The following is a 22,513-nucleotide window of genomic DNA, read 5'->3' on the forward strand; positions in this document are numbered from 1 at the left end:
TGTTGTACCGGTGGCATTATTACATATATGGGCAATCCTTTATTTGGCGGCCCCGTATACATTTGAAAAATCGTACTACTTGTTTTTCAGCATATACGGCATCGTTAATACGTATTTGTATTTTTTGGTGATACAAAAAATTTTTTATGTACATGTTGGGGTGATTAGCAAGGTCCCATTTGTTATAGGGGGGATGTTGCTACTAGGGTTAATAGTGTTCTTTCAGCTTTTCAATCATAAAATGCTGCATTCCGGGGCGTATGCAAGACTGCAAAAGAATGATCATAAGGTAAAGTTATCACCAATTTTGACCGCTTCAAGTATTGGATATGTCATAGCTCATGTTCTTCTTTCTGCGTTTATGACGGAATCTCTATTTATTATCATCATCATTACAACGGGAGTGTCCATCCTATCCATTCTCACCGCCTTTTTTTCAACGTCCCACCACCGATACTGTTTTATCCTGCAAAATGAAGAGACAGTTCGAAAGGTATATCCTCAATTTGGTTTACCTAAAAGTGTGAGGGGAAATGCAGGGGGAAAATTGTTTTAAAGAAACGTATACTTCGGGGGGACTGCACATGTCTAATAAGAAAATAACAGGATTCATGCTAATGATAGTGGTGTTCACCCTGATTGCTTGTTCTTTATATGGAGTCAACATCCCTTTACCAAGCTCATTTATTCCTTTAATGATTGCAGCAAATTGCGTATTTGCTTTCATTTCAACCTTTGCTCAACGGTTGATTATCGTATTATATGAAGTGAATGTCTTTGAAGAAAAAGATAGCTTAATTGGCTATTTCAATAAGTACACGGCTATCTTTACATCGGGTATCAACTACTATGCGCAGAACATACTAAACCGCCTTCCCTTTCTAGTGAATAAGCTTTTGTCCCTGTGTTTTTTCCTATCACTTATGTGGATCGGTTTTGGGATTGTAGGTATCTTTAATTAATTGAAACCGTAATGATGTTTAGGGGGGAAGGGTATGAAAAAGGAAGAAGTTATTAAACTTTCAACAAAGGAACTCATTGGCAACCTGAAGGAAGCGGGATATAGCAGAAAAGCGAGACTATTGAAGAAAAGCTCAAACGACAGAAGTAAAACTGCGGAGAATGTTATAAGCGAATCCAACTCGAAAGAAGTTAGCAGGATCATAAATGATATTGGACAGTCCGATCACTATGTCCGCTTTGAGTGCAGGAAAGAAGAGATGAGGATTCACTCTATAGATAGTCAAACAGCTCTTATTGAAAAGACATATCAATCTGAACACACATTTCATTATCAAACATTAACTGTGGATTTTTTCAATACATTGGGAGAATTCTATGGGTTGGATATGGGGGGTGAAGAAGATCCCGCTAAGATCAATCTGGACATGAGCCCGGAAACATATGACATGATCCATACTATTGATGAAGAAGGACTCGACAGGATGATTGATGATGAACCCATTCAAATAAGCTTATTCTTAAAAGCTTTTAAAAGGAACGATCAAAAAATCCATCAGATCACTTATGTAAATGGGAAGACTGACCAAATGGAGGATGCATTTCTGTTCATTCCTGCAGAAGAATATATATGGTCAATTAGTTATAGAAATGTAAATAATGATCAAATCATTGCCACCAGCAGCTCTTTCAAAAAGTTCTTTGAAGTGGTTCAACTAAGTGTTGTAGACTACCTGAAATCAACATTGGATAAAAAAGTTGAAAAGAAGGATGAGAAATTCTTCTCATTTAAACGAGGCTTTATTTTTTACTGGAAGAGTAATGTTTTTCTTCTCTTTTCTATTCTTTTATTCTTATTGAATAAGAATAGTTGGGCACCGGATGGGGATAGTTATGTTTGGTTATTTGGCATCCAGGTGGAAGCACTCCTGATGATCCTATCATTCATTGCTTGTTTACGTCCCAGGGTTTTAGAATAAATCCTGCTTAATAGTGAAAGTGCGTAGAGACCCCTCTAATATTCATTTAAAAAGAATAAATAACAAAGACATGTCCATAATAACCAAATATCAGGAGGTGTGGACATGCCAAATCAAAATGATAACAAACTGAAAAAAATTCAATCTGAAAGCTTCAAACAAGGGAAATCCCAGGAAGAATACGCGGCCGAGCTTGAAATGAATAAGATGAAAAGCCAGAAAAGAAAATAACCTTAGGACTACATAAAAGAGCCATCCCGGCATCAAGGGATGGCTCTTTCCATTATAGCGATGCTTTGATCACTTTTTTATAATATAGGACTGATAATATACCGAAGATCGAATATAACACCGTATATAACCCCATTACAATAATCATCGGCGTCCAAACCTCTGCACCGAACAGGAACCATCCGGATTGAACCGCGAAGTAACTGTGCAGCAGACCGATGAGGAGAGGGATTCCGAAGCTGAAAAGCTGCTTGGCTTGAATGCCTTTCAACAAGTCACCCTGAGTGAAGCCCAGTTTTCTTAAAATCGTATAGTTCGGTTTCTCATCTTCACTTTCGTCCATTTGCTTAAAGTACAGGATGCATCCGGATGTAATCAGGAAGGTCAGACCCAGGAACCCGACGATGAACATGATGAGTCCAATATTTTGTTTCTGTTCTGCTTTCATATCATACTGGGAATCGTTTGCCCATCCTTCGTCGAGGCTTAACTCATGAAAGAGGTCGTTTGCTTTCAAGATATCTTTTTCTTGTTCAACCGTCACCCCGATGTAGAGAGAGGATTCCTTCTGTATAGCAGGATCTAAATCATTCTTCAGGCGTTTGAATACATTGTCATCCACGATCACAACAGGTGAGCCCCCTGCTGTAAAATACCATGAAATCGGGTATTCATCCCTCATTCCCAAGTAATTAAGCTTGGTGACCTCCGTCTTTCCTTTCAGTTCCGTCACCCCTGAATCATGTAACGGAATGACCTTTTGAAGTAAGTCGCTATAGCCTGTAAAGACCGTTTCGTCTTCTTTTACATCGACGCCTTCAACGTCTTTCTCGCTGATGACCGAGTTCGGCATGGCATCCAATGAACCGTTCAGTTCCCCAAATTCAGTGTCTGTAATGCCTTTCAGGTTGACCAACACTTCAATGACTTCGATTTCTTCCTTCTTGAATTCGATGCCATTGTCCAGTAGGGCATCTTTAAAGTGTTGGAAATCTTGTGTATTTGTAAATGAAAAATCGGTCGGAACATTATTTTGAGCTGTTTTTTCAGCAGAGTAATAGCCAATATAGCTCAGGGATAATAACGCTATCGCCAGTGCCGATACCGTCGTGATGATCGTCAGCAATAAAGCGTTCGATTTCATCCGGAACATGATGGATGAAAGGGACAGGACCTCGTTGATATTCAGATAGCCATCTTTCTTCTTGCGAATGACATTAAAAATGAAGCTCACGGATCCTTTATAAAACAGGTAGGAACCGAGAATCACCGAGCCAAGGATAAAGAGCATAGCCCCATACAGCTGTGGCATGGTCGTGAAGTCTCCGCCAAACAATTTAGATGATACGTAGTACCCAGAGGCAATCAAGATCATCCCCAAGATCCCGATGATGATCTCAAACTTGGACATTTTTTTAACTTTGGTTTCCGTCGATGAACGGACCCTGAAAAGTGATAATATACTTTGTCTTTTAATAAATACAAAATTCATCAGCATGATCAGCAGGTAGATCGCGCAGAAAACAATGATGGTCTGGATAAGTGCCTGGGTTGAAAAGTGGAGTGTAGCAATCGCCTCTACTCCGGTGATTTTGAATAGGATCATAATGATCAATTTAGAGAAGGAGAACCCGATTAAGATGCCAAGTAACAGTGACCCGAAATAAAGGATGAAGTTCTCCACGCTCAAGACACGAAAGATTTTATTCTTTGTCATGCCGATTAATTGAAATAACCCAATTTCTTTACTTCTTCTCTTAATGAAGAGGGTGTTGGCATATAAAAGAAAGATCGAGACGATGGCGACAAGTAAAACGGAAGCTGCACGAACGGCTGCGCCGCCTTTGATGGATCCCTTCGCTGCATCCATGGATGGATCATACTGCAGGGTAACAAAGGCAAAATAAAGGGCGACACTAAAGACCAGGGCAAATACATAAAGATAATAATTCTTGAGGTTCTTCTTCAGATTTCTGAAGATGAGCGTATTAATGTTCATTCTGCACCCCGCCAAGCACCCCTTGGGTTTTCATGATGTCCTTGAAGAAGTGCTGTCTTTCCTGTTCACCTTTATTTAATTGAGTATAGATCTGCCCGTCCTTAATGAAGATGACCCGGCTGCAGTAGCTCGCTGCAACAGGGTCATGTGTGACCATGACAATCGTCGCTTTCAGCTTTTGATTCAGCTCACTCAGCTTGTTTAAGAGATCAGAGGCAGACTTTGAGTCGAGAGCACCCGTCGGTTCATCTGCGAAAATGATACTTGGCTCATGGATGAATGCCCGTGCGGCTGATGTCCGCTGTTTCTGGCCGCCTGAGATTTCGTTCGGATACTTATCTTTCAGTTCAAAAATCCCAAGCTCTGAAGCAAGGTCATTGAACCTTTGGTCCGCTTCCTGTTTGGGTGTCTTGCTAATGGATAGAGGCAGAAGAATGTTCTCTTTCACCGTCAGTGTGTCGAGCAGATTGTAATCCTGAAAGATAAAGCCGAGATGATTCTTTCGGAACTGTGCAAGCTGCTTTTCTTTCATCATCGTCATTTCATTGCTCTCTATCTTGATTGAACCCTCACTCACTTTGTCGATGGAGGAAAGGACATTTAAGAGGGTGGTCTTTCCAGAACCCGATGCCCCCATTATACTGACGAATTCTCCTTTTTGGATCGACAGGTCTATACCCTTTAATACTTCCTGCTTATTGAATTTATTTCCGTAGCTTTTATGAAGTTTTGTTGCTTCTAATATCGTCATCGTGAAAAACTCCTTTGATTTGATACCCTTATTATAAAAAGCAGGAAGTTTCTTTTCCTTTTATTGTTCGAACAAAACAGAAAAGCATGTGACATTTTTGTCACACGCCGGTAAGTTGGACGAAATCATTCTTCTGGGGGAACGTGAGGGTGACCCGGGTCCCTTCTCCTCGATGGGACTTGACCTCTATGAAAATCAGCAAAGACTCCGACACCTTTTTCGTTAGATATAACCCCATGCCGGTGGAGGAGTGGTCATTGTGGTGGATGGTCGAGGTGAAGCCTTTGTCAAAGATCCTCGGCAGGTCCTTGGGATCTATGCCCCTTCCAAAATCCTGGATGGAGAGGCCCGCCTTCCCTCCATGCTTTTCACTTTTAATAATTATATCCGAAGACGTACTGTATTTTACGGCATTGGTTAATAGCTGCCTGATCATAAAAGCCAGCCATTTTGCATCGCTCAGCACTTCAGTGACGTCCAGTTGAATGTCAAATCCGATACCTTTTTGAATGCACCAGGATTGCAGTGTTTTTATTTCCTGAAAAATAAGGCTCTCGAGATCCGTGTTCTCAATGTATAAATCATTCTCCATGAACGCCATCCGTTTCTGATGAAGCTGTTGATCCAACAGAAGGTGGATCCTTAACCATTCGTACTTTATTGGTGCCTTTAAAGGTTCGTTCTCTAAACGCTCAATCATCAAATGCATGGCAGTCAGAGGGGTTTTCACTTCATGAATCCAGGACAGGAGTTCATCCTTTTCCTGTTCGAGTACCATCCGATTTTCAGATGCTGCCTTCCTCAGAAGGTTTGCTTGCTCTGATAAACTTTCTGAAATAATCTCTTCAAATGGAGTATCGGGAGCATCCACCCCGGTGATGTTGAGATTATGATCCCATTCTTTCAGTCGTTTAAAGAAACGAGCTTCCTTCTGGTATCGAATGAAAACGAAGACGATGAAAAAGAGCAGCGATAGGAACACCATATAAAGGATCGGTTGTAAGGGTATGGCCGTATCGATATAGGCGATAAAGATCAATATCAGGTGAAAAACGATAAAAAACAATATCCAGCTTTTTCGTTCCCATAAATAGGTACGTATCATGGCGAATCCTCTTCAATGGCCAAATACCCCTGGCCGACTTTGGTTTCAATGAAGCGGCCCAATTCAATTTCGTAAAGCCGCTTCCTGAGGCGGTTCACATTGACGGTCAACGTGTTATCGCTGATGAAACGTTTATCATCCCACAGGCTGTTTATTAAGTTATCCCTGCTGACGATCTTATTTTTTTGATCAATTAGAAGCTTTAAAATGTACATTTCATTCTTCGTCAATTCAATGGAACCCAGTTCATTGGATACCGTGTTACGCTCGAAATCGACGGTTGCCCCGCACCAGGTCTTGATGCTTACCTGCTCCGTGTTATAGTTATAAACCCTCCGAAGTGTGGCCTGTACCTTTGCGATCAGGACATCAAAGTGAAAGGGCTTCTGGATGAAGTCATCTGCCCCAAGCTGCATGGACATGACCATATCAGTCGGATGATCACGGGAGGACAGGAACAGGATCGGCACATTGGAGTGTGTGCGGATCATCCGGCACCAGTGGAAGCCATCGAACTTAGGGAGTTGAATATCAATGATCACAAGGTCCGGTTTCACCTCTGAAAACTCCTGCATCACGTGATTGAAATCTTTGATTCCATATACATCATAGGACCACTGGGAAAGCCGCTCCTTGATTTCATTAAATAGGGTTGTGTCATCTTCGATTAGTAATAATTTCAATTTAGTCACCACACAATTTTGCTGTTTACATAAATTGTATAGGAAATTGTATTGGTTTGCCATATGACTGAAGAATGGAACTGTTTTATTTAGAAGTATTTAGGTTATTTTAACAAAATATGGGTATTTAACCACTAAAAGCAATTTACCAAATTGCATAGGAAAGGAATTATACCATGAAGAAACTTCTAGGGTTATCAGTGATAACAGCGGTTTTGTTAAGTGCATGTGGCGAAGTGCAGATTTCGATTAATAAGGACCAGGAAGTGGAGACCGGAAGCAATAAGAAAGATAATGAGAAAGTTGAACTGATGAATGATGGGGTGGAAAGTGAAGAGATGACGGATGCCGATAAGCAAAAGGCAATCCTTCAATTCATCAACGAGGATATTTATAAGGTGGCAGAATATGAAGTCGTCGCCTTCCAGTCACTGGCTTCGGTTTCTGGCGTCAACTTTACAGATGATCCAACCGTCTACAAGGAGCTGACCCGAAACACCATTCCAGCCTACGAGAAAGCCCTGAAAGAAGCGAAGGACATTGAGGCGGAGCCCTGAGCTTGAGGTAATGACGGACCGGATCGTGACAGCCACTCAGACCTTTTACGATGCGCTCATTCTCGAAAAAAGGCGATTGAAGATCAGGATGAAGACTTGATTAATCAATCCAACGCCAAAATCGAGGAGTACTACAAACTCGTGGAGGCTTACCATTCGGACATGAAAGTTCTTGCAGAAAAGTATGGGGTGACGTATGACCTGAATGAACCGAAACAAAATGTAGAAGAATTATAAGAAATAATAAATTCTTTTACTACTTAAAGGAACTGACTCCTGAATAATTGGAGTCAGTTCCTTTATGTTTATAAATCCACCTATTATAAAATTAATGAATAAGTAATTTTTAAAAACGGTTTATAAAAGTAAAAATAAGGATATATAGTAAGTACTTGTAACTAAATTATATGATTTTCCAATCTGTATGCACCTTTTACGTTCTTACAGGGGAGTCTATAGTATTTGTTTTCATACTTTTTACCTAATAAATAACTATGAATTTTATATCAAATGACCTGAAAACAATTATTCCTGTAGTTACAAAGTTTCCTTTTTCCTGTAAAAATTGTGTTTATATGTATGTTTATAATAGTATGATATTGGAAGTGTGGAAACAATTGTAATAAAAAGGATTTTAATGAAAGAAAACGGGTTACATAGTTTAGCAGGTTTCATGTTTCATATTTGGGTACTCTGATTTGATATAGATGATTACCACCAACAATTTCATTTAAGGGAGAGGAATTACATGTCAGGAATTATTCGTGTTACCCCAGCTGAATTGATTAGTATGTCTAACCGTTACACAAGTGAAAGCAGCCAGGTTGGAGAACAAATCTCACGACTCGATAATATGATTTCAGAATTGGAAGGTATGTGGGAAGGTGAATCAAGCCGCGCGTTTGGAGAGCAATATCAAACTTTACGCCCTTCATTCCTGCAAATGCAGCAACTGCTTGAAGACATCTCAATGCAATTGACTAGCACTGCTAAGTCTCTTGAAGATGCAGATGCCCAAATTGCCAATCAAATTCGTGGATAAGTTTATCCCCATCCATTTTAAACATGAAGGAGCGCTTATCATTATGTGGCGCTCCTTCCTTATGAGGTGAACGCGGACAATGTATATTGAAATCACCATTGATTTAGAACGATATGATGAGAAGTGCTTTGATCTCAGGTTATCAAACTATCATACTGTAAAAAAAATGATTGATCTTGTGTGGCAGTCTCAGAAGCTTACAGCTGAGCCTAGAGAAGGCTATTGGATTCGGATTGTGAATAGAAGAGAAGTGATTCCTGGTAATACACGGTTGATTGATGCAGGAATTCATTCTGGAGATCGAATTGAAATTTTATAAAGGAGACCAATAGAATGTCACAAAAAAGTGGATCATACCTACAAGAAAAGCTGGAAGCCGTTGTACATAGAAAAGATAATAAGATGACTTTGAACTTTCAAAAAGAAAAGATCAAGTTGGACGAAATAGCGGAAATTCACTTTCTGAAGAACATTAATCCGGCCATACAAAAAGAAATCACGATGGAGAATGATGAATTATGCATCGTGAATACCATACCTGACTCCTTCTCTTTTTATCCCCAATTAAAGGCGAATGAGAAGGAACGGTTGATGTCTGCCTATCAACTGGTACAAAACGTACGAAATCACACCTTGTCACGCCTGCATCTCATTATTTGCCCAGACAATATTGTGTTTGATCAAGGACTGACTCCACACCTTATCCATTATGGTGTAAAGGAGAGTCTGCCCCCATACGAAAAAGATGCGGATTTGTTGTTAAAGGAGACAAAAGCTACAGTCGCAGCTCTTGTAGATCGGCAACATAAATTCGATGATTACATGAAGTTCAGTGAGACGTTAAAATTATCGCCACTGACTAAAGATATCTTAGAAGCCGAAAGCATTGACGGTGTCGGAGAAGTGTTAAACCGCTTTATAAAAGAAGCCAAAAAGTCTGATTCTCTTCTTATGACTGTTAGTAAGAAAAAGTGGAAACTAAATCGGTATGTACTGCTGGGAGTGTCATTACTCTTGATACCGGCACTTATTTATTCTATTTATTCTCTTTTCTTTATGTTTCCAAAACAGGAAAGGGTTGTAGCGGCCCAAGAGAGTTTCCTCCTTAATAAGTATAGTGATGTGGTAACAGAACTTCAGCCTTATGAGATCGATGAAATCCCGAAGGTCACTCAATATCAACTCGCACTCTCCTATATTATTAACGAATCATTAACTGAAGACCAAAAAGAGAATGTACGTAACACCGTCTCTCTACAATCGGACCCTCTTTATTATGAGTACTGGATTAATATTGGAAGAGGAAAGGCTAAGGAAGCATTGGAAACAGCAAGGTTCTTAGAGGACCGGGATTTAATTCTGTTTGGACTTCTTAAGTACCGTGAGCAAGTCAAGGCAGACGGAGATCTTGATAGCGAGGAAAGACAGCAGGAATTAGATGAGATTGAAAGTGAAATAGCTGAATACGAAGAAGAAATGAAAGCTCTGGAAGAAGAGCAACAATCACAGCCAGCGGAAACAACGGAAGAACCGCAACAGACTGAAGAGAAAAAGACACCTGAACAAAAACCGGCGGCTACTGATGGAGAGAATTCCACGCCTCCAGCTGAAGCTGATGATAAGAAAGAATCCTGACTAACAAACTAACTGGGGGGTGAGCATATGTATGCCCTGTGGATTTTTCACGATCACTACTATCAGTCGATTATGATTGAGAATGAAAAGAAAAAAATTACTATAGGTACACGATTGGAAGATACGATCACGATTTTGTCGTTGCCTCCGTCTGCTAAGTCCATTCAAGTAGAGCATTCCGGCGATGCTTTCAGACTATATCAAGACGGGGAAGAAGTAAGGATTCTTGAACCTGGCCGCAAAGAATCCTTGCTTGCAGGTGATAAGGAATTACACATGATAGTAACGCCTTTTCCAATAAAGTCTCAAATTTATTATGTCGGTTATAAAGAAGAAATCAGTATATCGAATGAACGATCCGATGCAACCATTCATTATAAGAAGAAGGATTCCATTCAAACGTGCCATTGGTATAAAAATGGCGATGATGACTGGGTAATGGATGCTGAAGAGGCGTCTTCGCTTTATCTGAACGGACACCTGGTTAGTGGGAAACAAAAGCTTAAGGTTGGAGACATTTTATTTTCTCCTTTCTTAACTATTACCCTATTAGAAGATGATTTAATCGAGATACATAGTATCGATGACTATCAAACTGAATTATTGGAATCTATACGTCCAACATCAGAAATGCAGAAGAAGTACCCTAATTATCGACGAACGCCACGAATGATTTATGACCTTCCTGATGAAAAGGTTCAATTGTCATTTCCGAGTCAGGAATCGAGCGATACAAATCGCAGTTTATGGTTGATCATTCTTCCCCCATTGATGATGTTAATCGTCATGGCCATTGTAGCGCTCGTAATTCCACGTGGAATTTTCATTATTATCTCAATGGTGATGTTTACCACCACTTTAGTGACATCCACCGTTCAATTTTTTAAAGATAAGAGCAATAGAAAGAAATCCAAGGAACGAAGGAAGCGTATCTATACTCATTATTTAGAGAGCAAGAGAAAAGAACTCCAGGAGCTTGCCGAAAAGCAGTCAGATGTTCTGCAATTTCACTTTCCTGCTTATGAAAGAATGAAGTATCTTACAGAGCAGCTTTCCGATCGTCTTTGGGAAAGGACTCTTGAAAGTCCGGACTTCCTTCAGTTTAGATTGGGAAGTGGGAAAGTTCCTGCTAGCTACAATATTTCAGTGAATTCCTCCGATATGTCAAACCGTGAAATGGATGAATTATTAGAGGAGTCCCAGAAGTTAGAAGTGGTCTATCGTGAGATTGATCAATTACCTGTAACGGCTGACCTTCATAAAGGGGCCATTGGTTTGATCGGTAAGGAATCCGTCTATAAAAATGAGATACACCAGCTAATCGGGCAATTGGCTTTCTTTCATAGTTACCATGATGTGAGATTCGTCTATATTTTCCATGAGGAAGAGTATAAAGACTGGGAGTGGATGAAGTGGTTGCCACACTTCCAATTACCTCAGTCATTTGCTAAAGGATTCATTTATAACGAGAAAACCAGGGATCAAATCCTTTCTTCCATTTACGAGGTCCTTAGGGAAAGAGATATTGAAGAGGACTCGGATAAGGTTCGTTTTTCACCACATTACGTGTTTATCATTACAAATCATCAGTTAATTTCTGACCATGTGATTCTGCAGTACCTTGAAGGTGAGTATTCTCACTTGGGAATGTCCGTTATTTTCGCTGCAGAAGCGAAAGAGAGCTTGTCTGAAAATATCCACACCCTCGTACGTTATATCAATGACAAGCAAGGGGACATACTGATTCAGAATAAAAAGGCGGTTAAGATTCCATTCGAAATGGATGAATATAAGCATGAAGGCAATGAGCAGTATGCAAGAACCTTGAAGACGCTAAATCACCAAATCGGCATGACAAACTCCATCCCTTCAAGTGTTTCCTTTCTGGACATGCTCCGGGTGAGGGATGTTGATCAGCTTCCTATTCAAAAGAACTGGCTATCCAGGGAATCTGCTAAATCGTTAGCTGTACCCGTTGGATTGAAAGGAAAGGAAGATATTGTAGAGCTGAATTTGCATGAAAAGGCTCATGGACCCCATGGACTACTTGCCGGAACAACCGGTTCAGGGAAGAGTGAATTTCTACAAACGTACATTCTTTCTTTAGCGGTTCATTTCCACCCTCACGAAGTAGCCTTTTTATTAATTGACTACAAGGGTGGAGGAATGGCTCAGCCATTTAAGAGTATCCCACATTTATTAGGAACGATAACGAATATTGAAGGAAGTAAGAACTTCAGTACGAGAGCCCTGGCTTCCATTAAGAGTGAGTTGAAGCGCAGACAGCGCTTATTCGATCGCTACGAAGTGAATCATATCAACGACTACACCCGCCTTTACAAGCAAGGCAAAACGGAAGAGCCTCTTCCTCATTTATTCTTAATATCAGATGAATTTGCTGAACTTAAGAGTGAAGAGCCCGAATTCATTAAAGAACTTGTAAGTGCAGCCCGTATCGGTCGTAGCCTGGGAGTTCATCTTATCCTGGCAACACAAAAGCCTGGAGGGGTCATTGATAATCAGATATGGAGTAATGCCCGTTTTCGTGTGGCTCTGAAAGTTCAGAATACGGAGGACAGTCGTGAAATTCTTAAAAATGGGGATGCAGCCTCGTTGACTGTAACAGGAAGAGGATATTTACAGGTGGGAAATAATGAGGTGTATGACCTGTTTCAATCAGCCTGGAGTGGAGCTCCTTATCAAGAGGACTCCTTTGAATCAGAAGATGAAGTTGCGATTGTCACGGATTTAGGGTTGATTCCTTTATCGGAAGTTTCGACAAATCCAAGCAATCAGAAGGAATTGATCAGTGAAATTGACGCAGTGGTCGATCGAATTGAAGCATTACAGGAACAAATGAATGTGAAGAAGCTTTCCAGTCCATGGCTCCCTCCTCTGTCTAATCGTTTGTACCGTACATCATTTGCCCAGAGAGAGGAGAATAAGATCTTACTTTCTATGATAGATGAACCTGAGAAACAGAGTCAGACCCCGTACCATTATGAGGTGATTGAGGACGGGAATGTCGGCGTCTTTGGTTCTTCAGGATATGGGAAGACCCAGACGCTTATTACCTTATTGATGGGGATGGCCACTCAGTTCACACCCGAGGAAGTTCATTATTATCTACTCGACTTTGGGAACGGTGGCTTACTGCCTTTAAAACAGCTGCCACATACTGCAGACTACTTCCTCATCGATGAAGAAAGAAAGATCGAGAAATTCATTGGTATTTTGGATGATGAATTAGCTCGCAGAAAACAGCTTTTCCAAAAGAAAGAAGTAAGTTCAATAAAAATGTATAACATGATCAGTGATGAAAAACTTCCTCTCGTATTTGTAACCATCGACAATTTTGATCTGGTTAAAGAAGAGATGCAAGAACTTGAAACGCAAATTAATCAATTTGCAAGGGATGGACAGTCATTGGGAGTGTACATGTACTTTACAGCAACCCGCGTTAATTCTGTACGACAATCTTTAATGAATAATCTTAAAACAAAAATCGTCCACTATTTGATGGATAGCTCAGAGGCATACACGATGCTGGGACGATTGCCTTTTACCCCGGAAGCCATTCCAGGTAGAGCGATTGTTAAGAAAGATACTGCTTTCTTTTCTCAAGTATTCCTTCCAACAGAAGGAAAGGACGATTATGAGCAGATGAACCTTTTAAAAGATGAAATTCAGTTATTAAAAGAAAAGTATAAGGGATCAATGTCACCGGACCCGGTGCCTATGCTTCCGACAGAGTTGACGATGGTTAACTTTACCCAGTATACAGATTCAGGCAGGAAAGACGGACTGCTACCGGTCGGCTTAGACGAAGAATTGGTTAAGCCGGTGTATGTAAACTTTAAGAAGACGAAGCATTTCCTGGTATTGGGACAAGCTCAAAAAGGAAAAACGAACGTCCTGAAGGTTTTAGCCAATACAGCGTTATTGCAGGATAGTGAACATATAGCGATATTCGATTCCATTGACAGGGGATTATCGAATTTGATGAAGGAAGAAAAAGTGGTCTACATGGAGAACAAAGACCATATCGCAATGTGGCTTAACCGGGTGGAAGAAGTGTTTAGTGTTAGAGAAGAGCAATATAATCTATCTATTCAAAAGGGAAGTCCCCTTCCATCATTCTCTCCTGTTATGCTAATTGTCGATGGTTATGCAAGGTTTCTACAAAATCTGGATCCAATGCTTCAAGACAGAATCGTTAAATGCATGAAAAATTATAGCCACTTAGGCTTCTGTGTGATTGTTTCCGGAAACAATAGTGAATTAACTAAGGGTTATGATGTTTTAACAGTTGAACTGAAGCAGATTCGACAAGCTCTTGTGTTAATGAAGAAATCTGAACAAACCTTGTTCACGCTCAGCTATGATCGAAGAGAACCAGAAATCCAACCAGGGTTTGGTTATTATGTAGAAAACGGTAAAGAAACAAAAATTCAAATACCACTTATGGTAACGGAAAGGAAAGTACACGCATGACAGAGAAAGTAAGTCTATTTAAACTTATATTAGCGGTCATGATGATTCTTGCCACTCCTCTTCTATTCTTCCGTTCAGTTGGTGAAAATCCTCTGAAAGTGAAAGAAAACGCTACTCAGGCCATTGCCATTGTAAATGAAGACGCAGGAACAGAAGTGGATGGAGAGCCTTTGGCATTTGGGGGCGACGTGACGTCGATACTTGAAGATCAATCGACATTTGAATGGACGGTTGTAGGCAGAAGTGCAGGAGAAAACGGTCTTCAGAGTTCTAAATATGATGCCGTTGTCTATATTCCTTCCGACTTTTCCGATAAAGTCATGACGTATGATGAAGAAAGACCGGAAAAAACAAATTTAAATTATAAGGTCCAAACGCAACTAAATGCTGTAAACAAGGAAAAGGTCCTTTTGGAAATTGAAAAGGCCACAAAAAGGGTCAATCATAAGATGTCCTCTCTTTATTGGAATTACGTATCAGCAGACATGGAAAATATCCGCGCTGAATTTGATGAGATTTTACAAAAAGAGCAGGCTTTCCAGGAAACGATGTTATCATTCTACAAACCCAGCTCAAAAGATCTGGCCGGCCAAATTCAACAGCAGACGTCTATGCTATCTAATCTGCAAAACTCGATTCAGCAGGCAGATAGCCGGACCCCTCAGCAGCAAAACACGCTGGAATCTTTTGAACAAAGCCTTTCCAGTTTTGTTGAATATGTGAATCAATATAGAGAATATCAGGATAATCAAAAGCAATTACTCGCCGATATTCAAGCTCAATCCGTACAGATGATCAATGAATCAACTGAAAATCAGCAGCCGCGCTATTTAAAGTCAAAATCACTATTCTCCGAACAAAGTGATGCCTTAACGGCAGGTTTGACTCAGTTGAATAGCAATATGGATACGAATCAAGAGGTATTTGCTGACTTACAGGAACGAAGGTTTGAAGAAGTGGGGAGACAAGTAGAAGACTTCTATTCCTTTCAGGAAAGAGTGTTGAATTTCTATCAGCAATTACAGGACACTACGACGTTAAATAACCTGCAAGGAAGTATTTTTGAACTCAACAACAAGCTGGCTGAAGGAGACGGTGAGATCTTTAATCCACCTGCTCCTCCTGAGATTCCTGAGCCTCCTAAAGGCGGAGAGGAAACTGGGCCTCAACAGGTCGTGATTTCCTCCCAGGAAGGTGAGCCCGAGCCGGGGGAACCAAGCGATCCTCCTCCTGCACCACCGAATTTAGACCCGGAAATAAATGAACTGACAGCCATTTCGACAGAAATCGATACGTTGAAAGAAACACTGACCAATTTAACAGAACCAACACCTGAAGCTATAACGGCAGCTGTCACCAATATTCAAACAATAAATGATCGCATCCTGCAGGTTCGAACTCAGCTGCATGGAAAAAATAATAGCGCAGAAAACCCTCTTCAGGCTGAAGTGGATAGACTGTTGGGAGAAGTTTCAAGACTTCTTGAAGATAATCAGACATTAATTGATAAAATCGATGAATTGACCAAACAGGTTGAAACTCTTACCACCGAAAATCAAGAACTGAAAGATCAGATAACGACATTGACTGAGACGAATGAAGCTCTGATAAATCAATTGGATATGTTCTCTGACAATGTTTCCAATATCGTCGCCGAGATCGAGGATAAAGAAAGCTCCATCCTGAATTCAGCCGCTTTATCTGAAAATAGGAGAAACACCCTATATGGCTATTTTTCTCGTGGGATTAATAACTATAAACTTATGGATCTACTACAATATTACTCTTACTTAGATCGGTATGAAGCGACTCTTAATGGTATGTTAACGGAGAATGGAGTGAAAGCGACCGTTCTTCAGGATGAAGGTCTGAAAAATGAGGTAAATGAGATTTTGAAAGTGAGTCAGACTGAACAAGCGGAGTGGGAACAATTAAATACAGGGATGCCGAATACTGAGGATGCCCTAAACACACTTCAAGACTCCTTCACCGTCTTTGCGGCAGAATACAATCAAACCCTTGATGACCAGCAAGCACAGCTTACAGAGAGCCTGAGTGCGATTAATCAAGAAGCGACAAACGTATTAAATCGAATACAACAGCCAGAGCAAGCGGCTCCAACGCCTGTCTCAGGGACAGCCGGACCTGATTTAGTAGGGAACCACAAGCAAATCGGAAGTGAAATCAAGTCTATCCATTCCTTCCTGGATACTGTGAGTGAAAGCCAAAATACAATCGTATCCTATACCAATGAGCTTCAATCGAATGTATCGAATGTTCAAAGTGATGCAGATACATTGAATAATAAGTGGGCAACGAATGTAGCTTCCACTCAATTAATTCGTGATGATGTGTTTAGCGTACTGGGGAATGCGTTCGTTGACGGACAATCCAATGGATATGTGTATGATTTCTTGACCAATCCACTTAAGGTAAACGGAGATGTTCCTGAAGAAAAGAAAGCAAGTGCCCTGCCACCAGTGGTGATTTTGTTTATTATCTTGTTATCCAGCCTACTAATTGGATACACAAGTTATTACTTCCAAAACGCTCCTCTTTGGATACAAGGGGTGATATTCCTACTATTAAATCTCATTGTAGGATTTGTTATTAGCCTTTATGGATTAGATATTTATCCGCTAGTTGAATCCCGTTCAGTTGAATGGACCATCTTTACCATACTCCTTTTATTAGCTGGTTCAGGACTCATTCGAGTTGCTTTTGTCACACATCGATTGTTAGGATGGTTTGTTTCAGTGGGAATCATTGCCCTGTTTGTAACACCATTACTGGCATTAACAACGCCTAATTTTAATTTCAAGGATCCAATGTCCACCGTTTATATGTCGATTCAATATGGATCAGACTCATTATTCAATCAAGCGGTTATGGTATTAGGGTTAGTCGTTATTGCATTAACAGTTGCACAGGTTTTATTGGATAAACGCTCTAATCGAATCAAAGATGAGGGAACGGAAGCGTATGAGGGGTAAAGTACTGGTTCAGCTGGCCCTGTTTGTCAGCATGGTCATGTTGTTTTCCCCGCCTATACTGGCCACTACCGACATCAATGAATTAAACCCGAACGACTATCAGGATAATAAATTCAAAAAGAATAGTGACCTCATCCATGATCAATCATCAACAAATCAAAAGGTCCAAATTCCTGAAGAACAGAAAAACCTGACATTTGAAGGGAATTCAAGTAACGGATTAATCGAATTGAAAGAAAAGATATTTCAAAGTGAAGAAAAAGATACAAATACGATAAAAGCAAAAGCTGAAAACCTGAATCTGTTTAGTCAATCCGAATCAGCAAGGTTAGGAAGTCTAGAAGAAGGAAGTTCATCTTCTTCCCTCTCTCTTTTGATTGCTGTATTTGTAGGGATTTGTATATTACTTCTCATTGTTGTTATTGTCATTTGGAATAGAACGACTCAAGGTAAGCAAAGTTTGAGGTAAATAACAAGAAGAGGGTCCGTCTGAATTTAGGGACCCTCTTTTACTATATGTTTACGTAATGTGAACCTTTATGGCGTATATATAAATATGGTGACTGCCCAAACATATAACTTCGAGGACGCTCAGGAGGCCATTCAGCACGTCGGAACAGGCAGGGGCAAGTGTATGTGGCTGGACAGGCAAAGAAGCCCAAATAGAGCAATCTAACGAAATTGAGAACTAACTAAGGTAAAATCATCTGTTTTGATCCATGGTTTGGTAGGAAAATCCTTAATGAAAAAGTAACATATTGAATTCGTTAAATATCATTTAACCTTCATCCAATGCAGGTTTTTCTTTTCATAGGAGCAGCAGTCTCATATTAATGGGCTGCTCTTTTTTATGGAATTTCGTTATTGAATTTTTATGCTCCTTTAGGATTCATATTATATTGTTTCTGTTTAATCCATTTAAATAATCTAATAGATTACTAGAGTAGTGGGTTGATAGTTACAAACCCTCTACTAAAATATGGTTGTAAACAAAAATGTATACATGTAAACAAATAAGTACACAATTGTAGACAATGATGTATACAAGTATACAAACATGTACACATATTGATATATAAGGTTGTGTACATTTAACGTATACAACGATACAAAATTGTATACAAACCATCCCTTTCTCGTCATCTATATTCGATAGAAAAGTAGGATTGACCGCGGACGAGAAATTGTATACTCTGAGAGTAAGAGTTGAAATTTTTTGACAAATTCTTACTCATGAATGAAAGGATGATTTTAATGACGAATTCACGAATTGCAGCCATTGACGTTGGTAATGATTCTCTTAAAGGTATTTTTGGAAAGATGGACGGCGAGGTGAATATTCCGAACGTCATCGCAAGGGATATTGAAGATCGTCCAATTATCGGAATCGAGGAGCTGGATACACAGGACCCACTAGACGGCATACATATCCGTGTCCACTCCCCTACTCTTAAAGATAATAATGCGATTTATCGTGTAGGTAATCTGGCAACGAAGAGCAATAACTCTACTGAACTGGATCCAGGCAGCAGTAAATCAGAAGAAGATCAAACACTGGTCATGCTGTTTGCTTCCATTGCTCTTGATGCAGCACGCAATGATTCCAACTTTAAAAAGAATAATAATGTTATAGAAGCAAATTACACATTGGGTACAGGTCTTCCACTTCGCGAAGTAAAGGAAGGAAAAGATGTAGGGTACCGTTCCAGACTGTTAGGTTCCGTCCACCAAGTTGAGTTCCTGGTAACTCCCCGCTATCAAGGCATCAAAGTGAATATTAAATTTGATGAAGTTAAGGTCTACCCTGAAGGATTTGCGGCATTCATCAACCTTGTTATGGATAATAACTTGAATATCATCAATAAAGACCTGATTGATAAACGTATCTTAATTCAAGATATCGGAGGATTATCAACGGATATCGCTGTGATTAAAGATCGAAAAGTAGATGACGATAAAGCTCAGGGATTCAACCTGGGTGTTTCTGAATCTCTAGAATGGATTCGTGAAGAAATCCGCTCAAGGCACGGTATCGAGCTCGACAGTCGCCGTGATGTAGTGGAAATCATCACGAAGAAAAATGATCGTAATCATATTATGGTCAAAGGAAGTCGTACAAGCGTACACGACATCGTTGACCGTATTATGCTTGAACTTGCTAAGAAGCAATACCGTCACCTTCGCAATATGTGGCAAAAGAACTCTCAAACGGAAATCTGCTACTTCATTGGTGGAGGATCAAGTGTCCTGAAAGAGTATATCAAGACACTTAATAACAATCTTGATGGGTACAATATCGACTTCTTTGAAGATGAGAAGGAAAGCATTTGGATGATGGCCAATGCTTATTACAAGCTGATTGCTGACTTCTCAAGAAAGACCCAAAAACAACAAACCCAGAAAGAAGAACAAAAATTAGCGAAAACCAAATAGGGTGATGGTATGAATGGAAAAGGGATGTCGAGGGGACAACCGATTACGTTTCGAATTCCTTCTGATACACCTGATCATGTATTAAAGCATTTACAAAAGCTAAAGGAAACGGAAAAACGAAATTTCTCCAGTAAAATAGCAGAGCTAGTATTAAATGGAGTAAATGATACGATTTCCAAACAGAGAGAAGCCATTACGATTCCCCTTCCGAAGGGATTGGATAAATCCCAGCGTGACTGGTTGAAGCATGAACATTCAGAAGCGCTGTTAGGGAGTATCGTGTACCAACTGCTTTCAAACCCGGTTCGTACAGCCTCTCTCCTAGCTTCATTAAGCAGCAACTCGTTGGATATTGATGAAGCGCTCTATCTTCAGGAAGAATCTGCAGCAAGTCACGATTCATCAAGAGAGTGGTCCCTTGATCAAGTGATGGACGATGCACCCGAGGAAGATGTAATCGATGAGCGTTCATACTCATCTGACGAAGAATTGGACAACTTTGACTGGGACAGTGCCATGAAGCCCCAGGAAACTGAAGAAGAACCTAAAGAAGAAACGATGGAAGATCTCTTAGGCGATTTTCTTTCCCAAATGAATAAATAGGAAAAGAACCAGAAGCAAAGCTGAATGGCATAATGCTTCTGGTTCTTTTTTTATGCAAATCATTTACTCCCTCCCCCACGGTGAAAATCACATTCTCCCTTCAATTTCAACCCGATTTCTCCTTTAGAAACTGTAATCAATTTGTCTTATTTGAATTATTTTTTCTCTCAAAAACCTTACAAGCCATATAACTGTAAGAGAGAAATGTTACAAGGTGAAAAAAAGGCATTAAAACAAGTATAAAAAATGGCAGTTTATTTCAAATGATTCCCATGACCTAGTTTACGGTAGGTACAAATCGAGGTAAACACCGATTAAACCGAATATAAAACTTGCACCTAGTCATTGGCTACACCAATTAAGAGGAGAGATTCGATGAGTATTCAAAAAAGTAACGATAGCTCAAGTCTCGCAGAAGTAATTGATAGAATCCTGGATAAAGGAATAGTCATTGATGCATTTGCCAGAGTTTCCTTGGTGGGAATAGAAATTCTTACAATAGAAGCGCGAGTCGTCATTGCAAGTGTAGATACTTGGTTACGATATGCAGAGGCAGTTGGGCTCTTAAGAGACGAAGTTCAAGAAGAAGGTTTAGCGAAGCAGGAAAATGAAAGAGGAACAGCGTTTAGTGTTTAAACAAGTAAATAAAATATAGTTTTACTATTTTAGTAGAAAAGAGGATGAATATGGCGGAGACAAAAAGCAGTCAACAAGTAGAAGAAAAGAAAAGCACTGAAGAAAACGAAGAGCAAACAGCTGAAAATAGACAATCCATGAATTATGCGATTATCGGTGGAGTAGTCGGAGCCGGAATCGGGTTACTTTCAAATCCAGGTACAGGTAAGAAAGTAGTAGACAGTTTCGGGAAATCTGAAGTGATGAAAGCCGCAAGTAAAGAACTGCGAAGATCAGCGCAGGAATTCCTGACAGAGCAAGCCATTATTACCTTAAGACAATCGGCTACCGGATATATGAGCAGGCTGGAAGGCGGCTTGCTTGCACCAAAGAAGAAAAAAGAAGAGGCATCGGAAAATACTGATGCTAAGGCAGGTAGCGACGAGAATTCTTCCAATCAGTCAGAAGAATTAGAAGAGATCAAAGAAGAAAACAAGAATTTGAATGAACGTTTAGAACGAATCGAAGAGATGCTTAACAGCCTGGTGGAATCCAAGAAGTAATGATTCAGCCTCTCAAATCCCTAAAGGGGGCATTACATGAGTAAGCCGGTGAAAAAAGCAGTTGGCAAGTTGGCTAAAAAAGCGTACGATCACGCTCCGGAGCCCGTGAAAGACAAAGTGAAAGATACGATGAAAGAGAAAGCGAAAGAAACATTTGTGAACAGTGTTGAAGGCGGTATTCAATCAAAAGCAGGCGAAGCATCTGAGAAATTAGAGAAGGCAAAAGAGAAAAATGCAGCTAATGTTCATACCAAAGCTGAAGAAGCAAAGGAAAAAGTACAGGATGTCCTGCTTTCCGTACGGGAAAAGTTAGGTAATGCCAAAGAAGCAGGAGAAGAATTTCAAGAGAAAATCTCTTCATCCAATGATAAACAAACAAAAATGAATGGTGTAGGAAATATTAAAGGAGCAAGTGATATCAAAAGCTCCTTCAATATCAAGAGTTCTACTGAAATTAAAAGTTCGGAAAACATTAAGTCTTCAAAAGACATTAAGACCATCTGTTCTTAAACACCGGAAGGAGAATAACAATTGGCTATTCAAAAAAGTAATAATAGTTCAAGTTTAGCAGAAGTAATTGACCGTATCCTTGACAAAGGGATTGTCATTGATGCATTTGCAAGAGTATCTGTCGTTGGAATTGAAATTTTAACGATCGAAGCAAGGGTCGTCATTGCCAGCGTAGACACATGGTTGCGTTATGCAGAAGCAGTGGGCCTACTACGAGATGATGTCGAAGAAAACGGTCTTGCTACTCAGCAGAATGAAAGAAGCTCCCAGTTCAGTATTTAATTGGAGTGGCAGCAAAAGAATGAAAGTGTGTTTGAAGGGGGCCAATATTGGCACCCTCCCCCTTCAACTACAGTAGG

22 protein-coding genes are annotated in these 22,513 nt (G+C 40.1%); 18 read left to right on the top strand and 4 right to left on the bottom strand.

Annotated elements, in window-relative coordinates; all coding sequences use genetic code 11:
- Positions 1-193: 193 nt before the first annotated feature.
- The 4 genes from ACOSV2_RS18145 (at position 194) to ACOSV2_RS18160 (ending at position 2,171) form a co-directional block, all read left to right on the top strand.
- Positions 194-556, top strand: a complete 363-nt coding sequence (locus tag ACOSV2_RS18145; protein ID WP_428976347.1) for a hypothetical protein — start codon at positions 194-196, stop codon at positions 554-556.
- A gap of 28 nt (positions 557-584) precedes the next feature.
- Complete coding sequence (locus ACOSV2_RS18150; protein ID WP_428976348.1) at positions 585-962, top strand: hypothetical protein; 378 nt, start codon at positions 585-587, stop codon at positions 960-962.
- Positions 963-995: 33 nt separating this feature from the next.
- Positions 996-1,940, top strand: coding sequence for a hypothetical protein (locus ACOSV2_RS18155; RefSeq protein WP_428976349.1), 945 nt, complete (start codon positions 996-998; stop codon positions 1,938-1,940).
- 105 nt (positions 1,941-2,045) lie between these two features.
- Positions 2,046-2,171 carry a hypothetical protein gene (locus ACOSV2_RS18160; protein WP_258549627.1) on the top strand — a complete coding sequence of 42 codons (126 nt, stop codon included), beginning with the start codon at positions 2,046-2,048 and terminating at the stop codon, positions 2,169-2,171.
- 52 nt (positions 2,172-2,223) lie between these two features.
- Here the strand turns inward: ACOSV2_RS18160 and ACOSV2_RS18165 are convergent, their stop codons facing one another.
- From ACOSV2_RS18165 to ACOSV2_RS18180, 4 genes are all read right to left on the bottom strand, one after another.
- Positions 2,224-4,170, bottom strand: a complete 1,947-nt coding sequence (locus ACOSV2_RS18165) for an FtsX-like permease family protein (RefSeq protein ID WP_428976350.1) — start codon at positions 4,168-4,170, stop codon at positions 2,224-2,226.
- The gene (locus tag ACOSV2_RS18170) at positions 4,160-4,921 is read right to left on the bottom strand and encodes an ABC transporter ATP-binding protein (protein ID WP_428976351.1); all 762 of its coding nucleotides are present in this window, start codon (positions 4,919-4,921) and stop codon (positions 4,160-4,162) included. The genes ACOSV2_RS18165 and ACOSV2_RS18170 overlap by 11 nt, the downstream gene beginning before the upstream one ends.
- A 100-nt stretch (positions 4,922-5,021) precedes the next feature.
- Positions 5,022-6,026, bottom strand: coding sequence for a sensor histidine kinase (locus tag ACOSV2_RS18175; RefSeq protein WP_428976352.1), 1,005 nt, complete (start codon positions 6,024-6,026; stop codon positions 5,022-5,024).
- Entirely contained in the window at positions 6,023-6,709 is a 687-nt protein-coding gene (locus ACOSV2_RS18180) for a response regulator transcription factor (RefSeq protein WP_428976353.1), read from the bottom strand. Before ACOSV2_RS18180 ends, ACOSV2_RS18175 begins: the two co-directional genes overlap by 4 nt.
- Positions 6,710-6,885: 176 nt before the next feature.
- On the opposite strand from ACOSV2_RS18180, the gene ACOSV2_RS18185 reads away from it, so the two are divergent.
- From ACOSV2_RS18185 to gvpJ, 14 genes are all read left to right on the top strand, one after another.
- Positions 6,886-7,266: a hypothetical protein gene (locus tag ACOSV2_RS18185; protein ID WP_428976354.1), complete on the top strand. Its 381-nt coding sequence runs from the start codon at positions 6,886-6,888 to the stop codon at positions 7,264-7,266.
- Positions 7,267-7,362: 96 nt separating this feature from the next.
- Complete coding sequence (locus ACOSV2_RS18190) at positions 7,363-7,503, top strand: hypothetical protein (RefSeq protein WP_428976355.1); 141 nt, start codon at positions 7,363-7,365, stop codon at positions 7,501-7,503.
- A gap of 511 nt (positions 7,504-8,014) precedes the next feature.
- Positions 8,015-8,308 (top strand): WXG100 family type VII secretion target, encoded by a 294-nt coding sequence (locus ACOSV2_RS18195; protein WP_034764875.1) that lies wholly within the window; start codon positions 8,015-8,017, stop codon positions 8,306-8,308.
- A 79-nt stretch (positions 8,309-8,387) separates the two neighbouring features.
- Positions 8,388-8,627 (top strand): EsaB/YukD family protein, encoded by a 240-nt coding sequence (locus ACOSV2_RS18200; RefSeq protein WP_428976356.1) that lies wholly within the window; start codon positions 8,388-8,390, stop codon positions 8,625-8,627.
- A 14-nt stretch (positions 8,628-8,641) separates the two neighbouring features.
- Positions 8,642-9,943: a type VII secretion protein EssB gene (essB, locus tag ACOSV2_RS18205; protein ID WP_428976357.1), complete on the top strand. Its 1,302-nt coding sequence runs from the start codon at positions 8,642-8,644 to the stop codon at positions 9,941-9,943.
- A gap of 27 nt (positions 9,944-9,970) precedes the next feature.
- Complete coding sequence (gene essC, locus ACOSV2_RS18210; protein ID WP_428976358.1) at positions 9,971-14,437, top strand: type VII secretion protein EssC; 4,467 nt, start codon at positions 9,971-9,973, stop codon at positions 14,435-14,437.
- Positions 14,434-17,430 carry a type VII secretion protein EsaA gene (esaA, locus tag ACOSV2_RS18215; protein WP_428976359.1) on the top strand — a complete coding sequence of 999 codons (2,997 nt, stop codon included), beginning with the start codon at positions 14,434-14,436 and terminating at the stop codon, positions 17,428-17,430. The genes essC and esaA overlap by 4 nt, the downstream gene beginning before the upstream one ends.
- Positions 17,420-17,899, top strand: a complete 480-nt coding sequence (gene essA, locus ACOSV2_RS18220; RefSeq protein ID WP_428976360.1) for a type VII secretion protein EssA — start codon at positions 17,420-17,422, stop codon at positions 17,897-17,899. Before esaA ends, essA begins: the two co-directional genes overlap by 11 nt.
- A gap of 785 nt (positions 17,900-18,684) precedes the next feature.
- Positions 18,685-19,863 (top strand): ParM/StbA family protein, encoded by a 1,179-nt coding sequence (locus ACOSV2_RS18225; RefSeq protein ID WP_113969341.1) that lies wholly within the window; start codon positions 18,685-18,687, stop codon positions 19,861-19,863.
- A 9-nt stretch (positions 19,864-19,872) separates the two neighbouring features.
- Complete coding sequence (locus tag ACOSV2_RS18230; protein ID WP_428976361.1) at positions 19,873-20,466, top strand: hypothetical protein; 594 nt, start codon at positions 19,873-19,875, stop codon at positions 20,464-20,466.
- A gap of 375 nt (positions 20,467-20,841) precedes the next feature.
- Entirely contained in the window at positions 20,842-21,102 is a 261-nt protein-coding gene (gvpA, locus tag ACOSV2_RS18235) for a gas vesicle structural protein GvpA (RefSeq protein ID WP_113969339.1), read from the top strand.
- A 50-nt stretch (positions 21,103-21,152) separates the two neighbouring features.
- Positions 21,153-21,644, top strand: a complete 492-nt coding sequence (gvpT, locus tag ACOSV2_RS18240) for a GvpT/GvpP family gas vesicle accessory protein (protein WP_428976362.1) — start codon at positions 21,153-21,155, stop codon at positions 21,642-21,644.
- Positions 21,645-21,680: 36 nt separating this feature from the next.
- Positions 21,681-22,154 carry a gas vesicle protein GvpQ gene (gvpQ, locus tag ACOSV2_RS18245; RefSeq protein ID WP_397553629.1) on the top strand — a complete coding sequence of 158 codons (474 nt, stop codon included), beginning with the start codon at positions 21,681-21,683 and terminating at the stop codon, positions 22,152-22,154.
- Positions 22,155-22,175: 21 nt separating this feature from the next.
- Entirely contained in the window at positions 22,176-22,436 is a 261-nt protein-coding gene (gene gvpJ / locus ACOSV2_RS18250; protein ID WP_138780693.1) for a gas vesicle protein GvpJ, read from the top strand.
- The last annotated feature ends 77 nt before the right edge of the window (positions 22,437-22,513 follow it).

The organism is Rossellomorea sp. DUT-2, assembly GCF_052665285.1.

Excerpts from the sequence above, each read along its gene's own strand:
- ACOSV2_RS18230 (WP_428976361.1), top strand. The coding sequence starts at position 19,873 with ATGAATGGAAAAGGGATGTCGAGGGGACAACCGATTACGTTTCGAATT.
- ACOSV2_RS18165 (WP_428976350.1), bottom strand. The coding sequence starts at position 4,170 with ATGAACATTAATACGCTCATCTTCAGAAATCTGAAGAAGAACCTCAAG.
- ACOSV2_RS18175 (WP_428976352.1), bottom strand. The coding sequence starts at position 6,026 with ATGATACGTACCTATTTATGGGAACGAAAAAGCTGGATATTGTTTTTT.
- ACOSV2_RS18150 (WP_428976348.1), top strand. The coding sequence starts at position 585 with ATGTCTAATAAGAAAATAACAGGATTCATGCTAATGATAGTGGTGTTC.
- essA (WP_428976360.1), top strand. The coding sequence starts at position 17,420 with ATGAGGGGTAAAGTACTGGTTCAGCTGGCCCTGTTTGTCAGCATGGTC.
- gvpA (WP_113969339.1), top strand. The coding sequence starts at position 20,842 with ATGAGTATTCAAAAAAGTAACGATAGCTCAAGTCTCGCAGAAGTAATT.
- ACOSV2_RS18170 (WP_428976351.1), bottom strand. The coding sequence starts at position 4,921 with ATGACGATATTAGAAGCAACAAAACTTCATAAAAGCTACGGAAATAAA.
- ACOSV2_RS18160 (WP_258549627.1), top strand. The coding sequence starts at position 2,046 with ATGCCAAATCAAAATGATAACAAACTGAAAAAAATTCAATCTGAAAGC.
- ACOSV2_RS18195 (WP_034764875.1), top strand. The coding sequence starts at position 8,015 with ATGTCAGGAATTATTCGTGTTACCCCAGCTGAATTGATTAGTATGTCT.
- gvpT (WP_428976362.1), top strand. The coding sequence starts at position 21,153 with ATGGCGGAGACAAAAAGCAGTCAACAAGTAGAAGAAAAGAAAAGCACT.
- essB (WP_428976357.1), top strand. The coding sequence starts at position 8,642 with ATGTCACAAAAAAGTGGATCATACCTACAAGAAAAGCTGGAAGCCGTT.
- ACOSV2_RS18225 (WP_113969341.1), top strand. The coding sequence starts at position 18,685 with ATGACGAATTCACGAATTGCAGCCATTGACGTTGGTAATGATTCTCTT.
- gvpQ (WP_397553629.1), top strand. The coding sequence starts at position 21,681 with ATGAGTAAGCCGGTGAAAAAAGCAGTTGGCAAGTTGGCTAAAAAAGCG.
- ACOSV2_RS18145 (WP_428976347.1), top strand. The coding sequence starts at position 194 with ATGTTGCTACTAGGGTTAATAGTGTTCTTTCAGCTTTTCAATCATAAA.
- ACOSV2_RS18200 (WP_428976356.1), top strand. The coding sequence starts at position 8,388 with ATGTATATTGAAATCACCATTGATTTAGAACGATATGATGAGAAGTGC.
- ACOSV2_RS18185 (WP_428976354.1), top strand. The coding sequence starts at position 6,886 with ATGAAGAAACTTCTAGGGTTATCAGTGATAACAGCGGTTTTGTTAAGT.
- esaA (WP_428976359.1), top strand. The coding sequence starts at position 14,434 with ATGACAGAGAAAGTAAGTCTATTTAAACTTATATTAGCGGTCATGATG.
- essC (WP_428976358.1), top strand. The coding sequence starts at position 9,971 with ATGTATGCCCTGTGGATTTTTCACGATCACTACTATCAGTCGATTATG.
- ACOSV2_RS18155 (WP_428976349.1), top strand. The coding sequence starts at position 996 with ATGAAAAAGGAAGAAGTTATTAAACTTTCAACAAAGGAACTCATTGGC.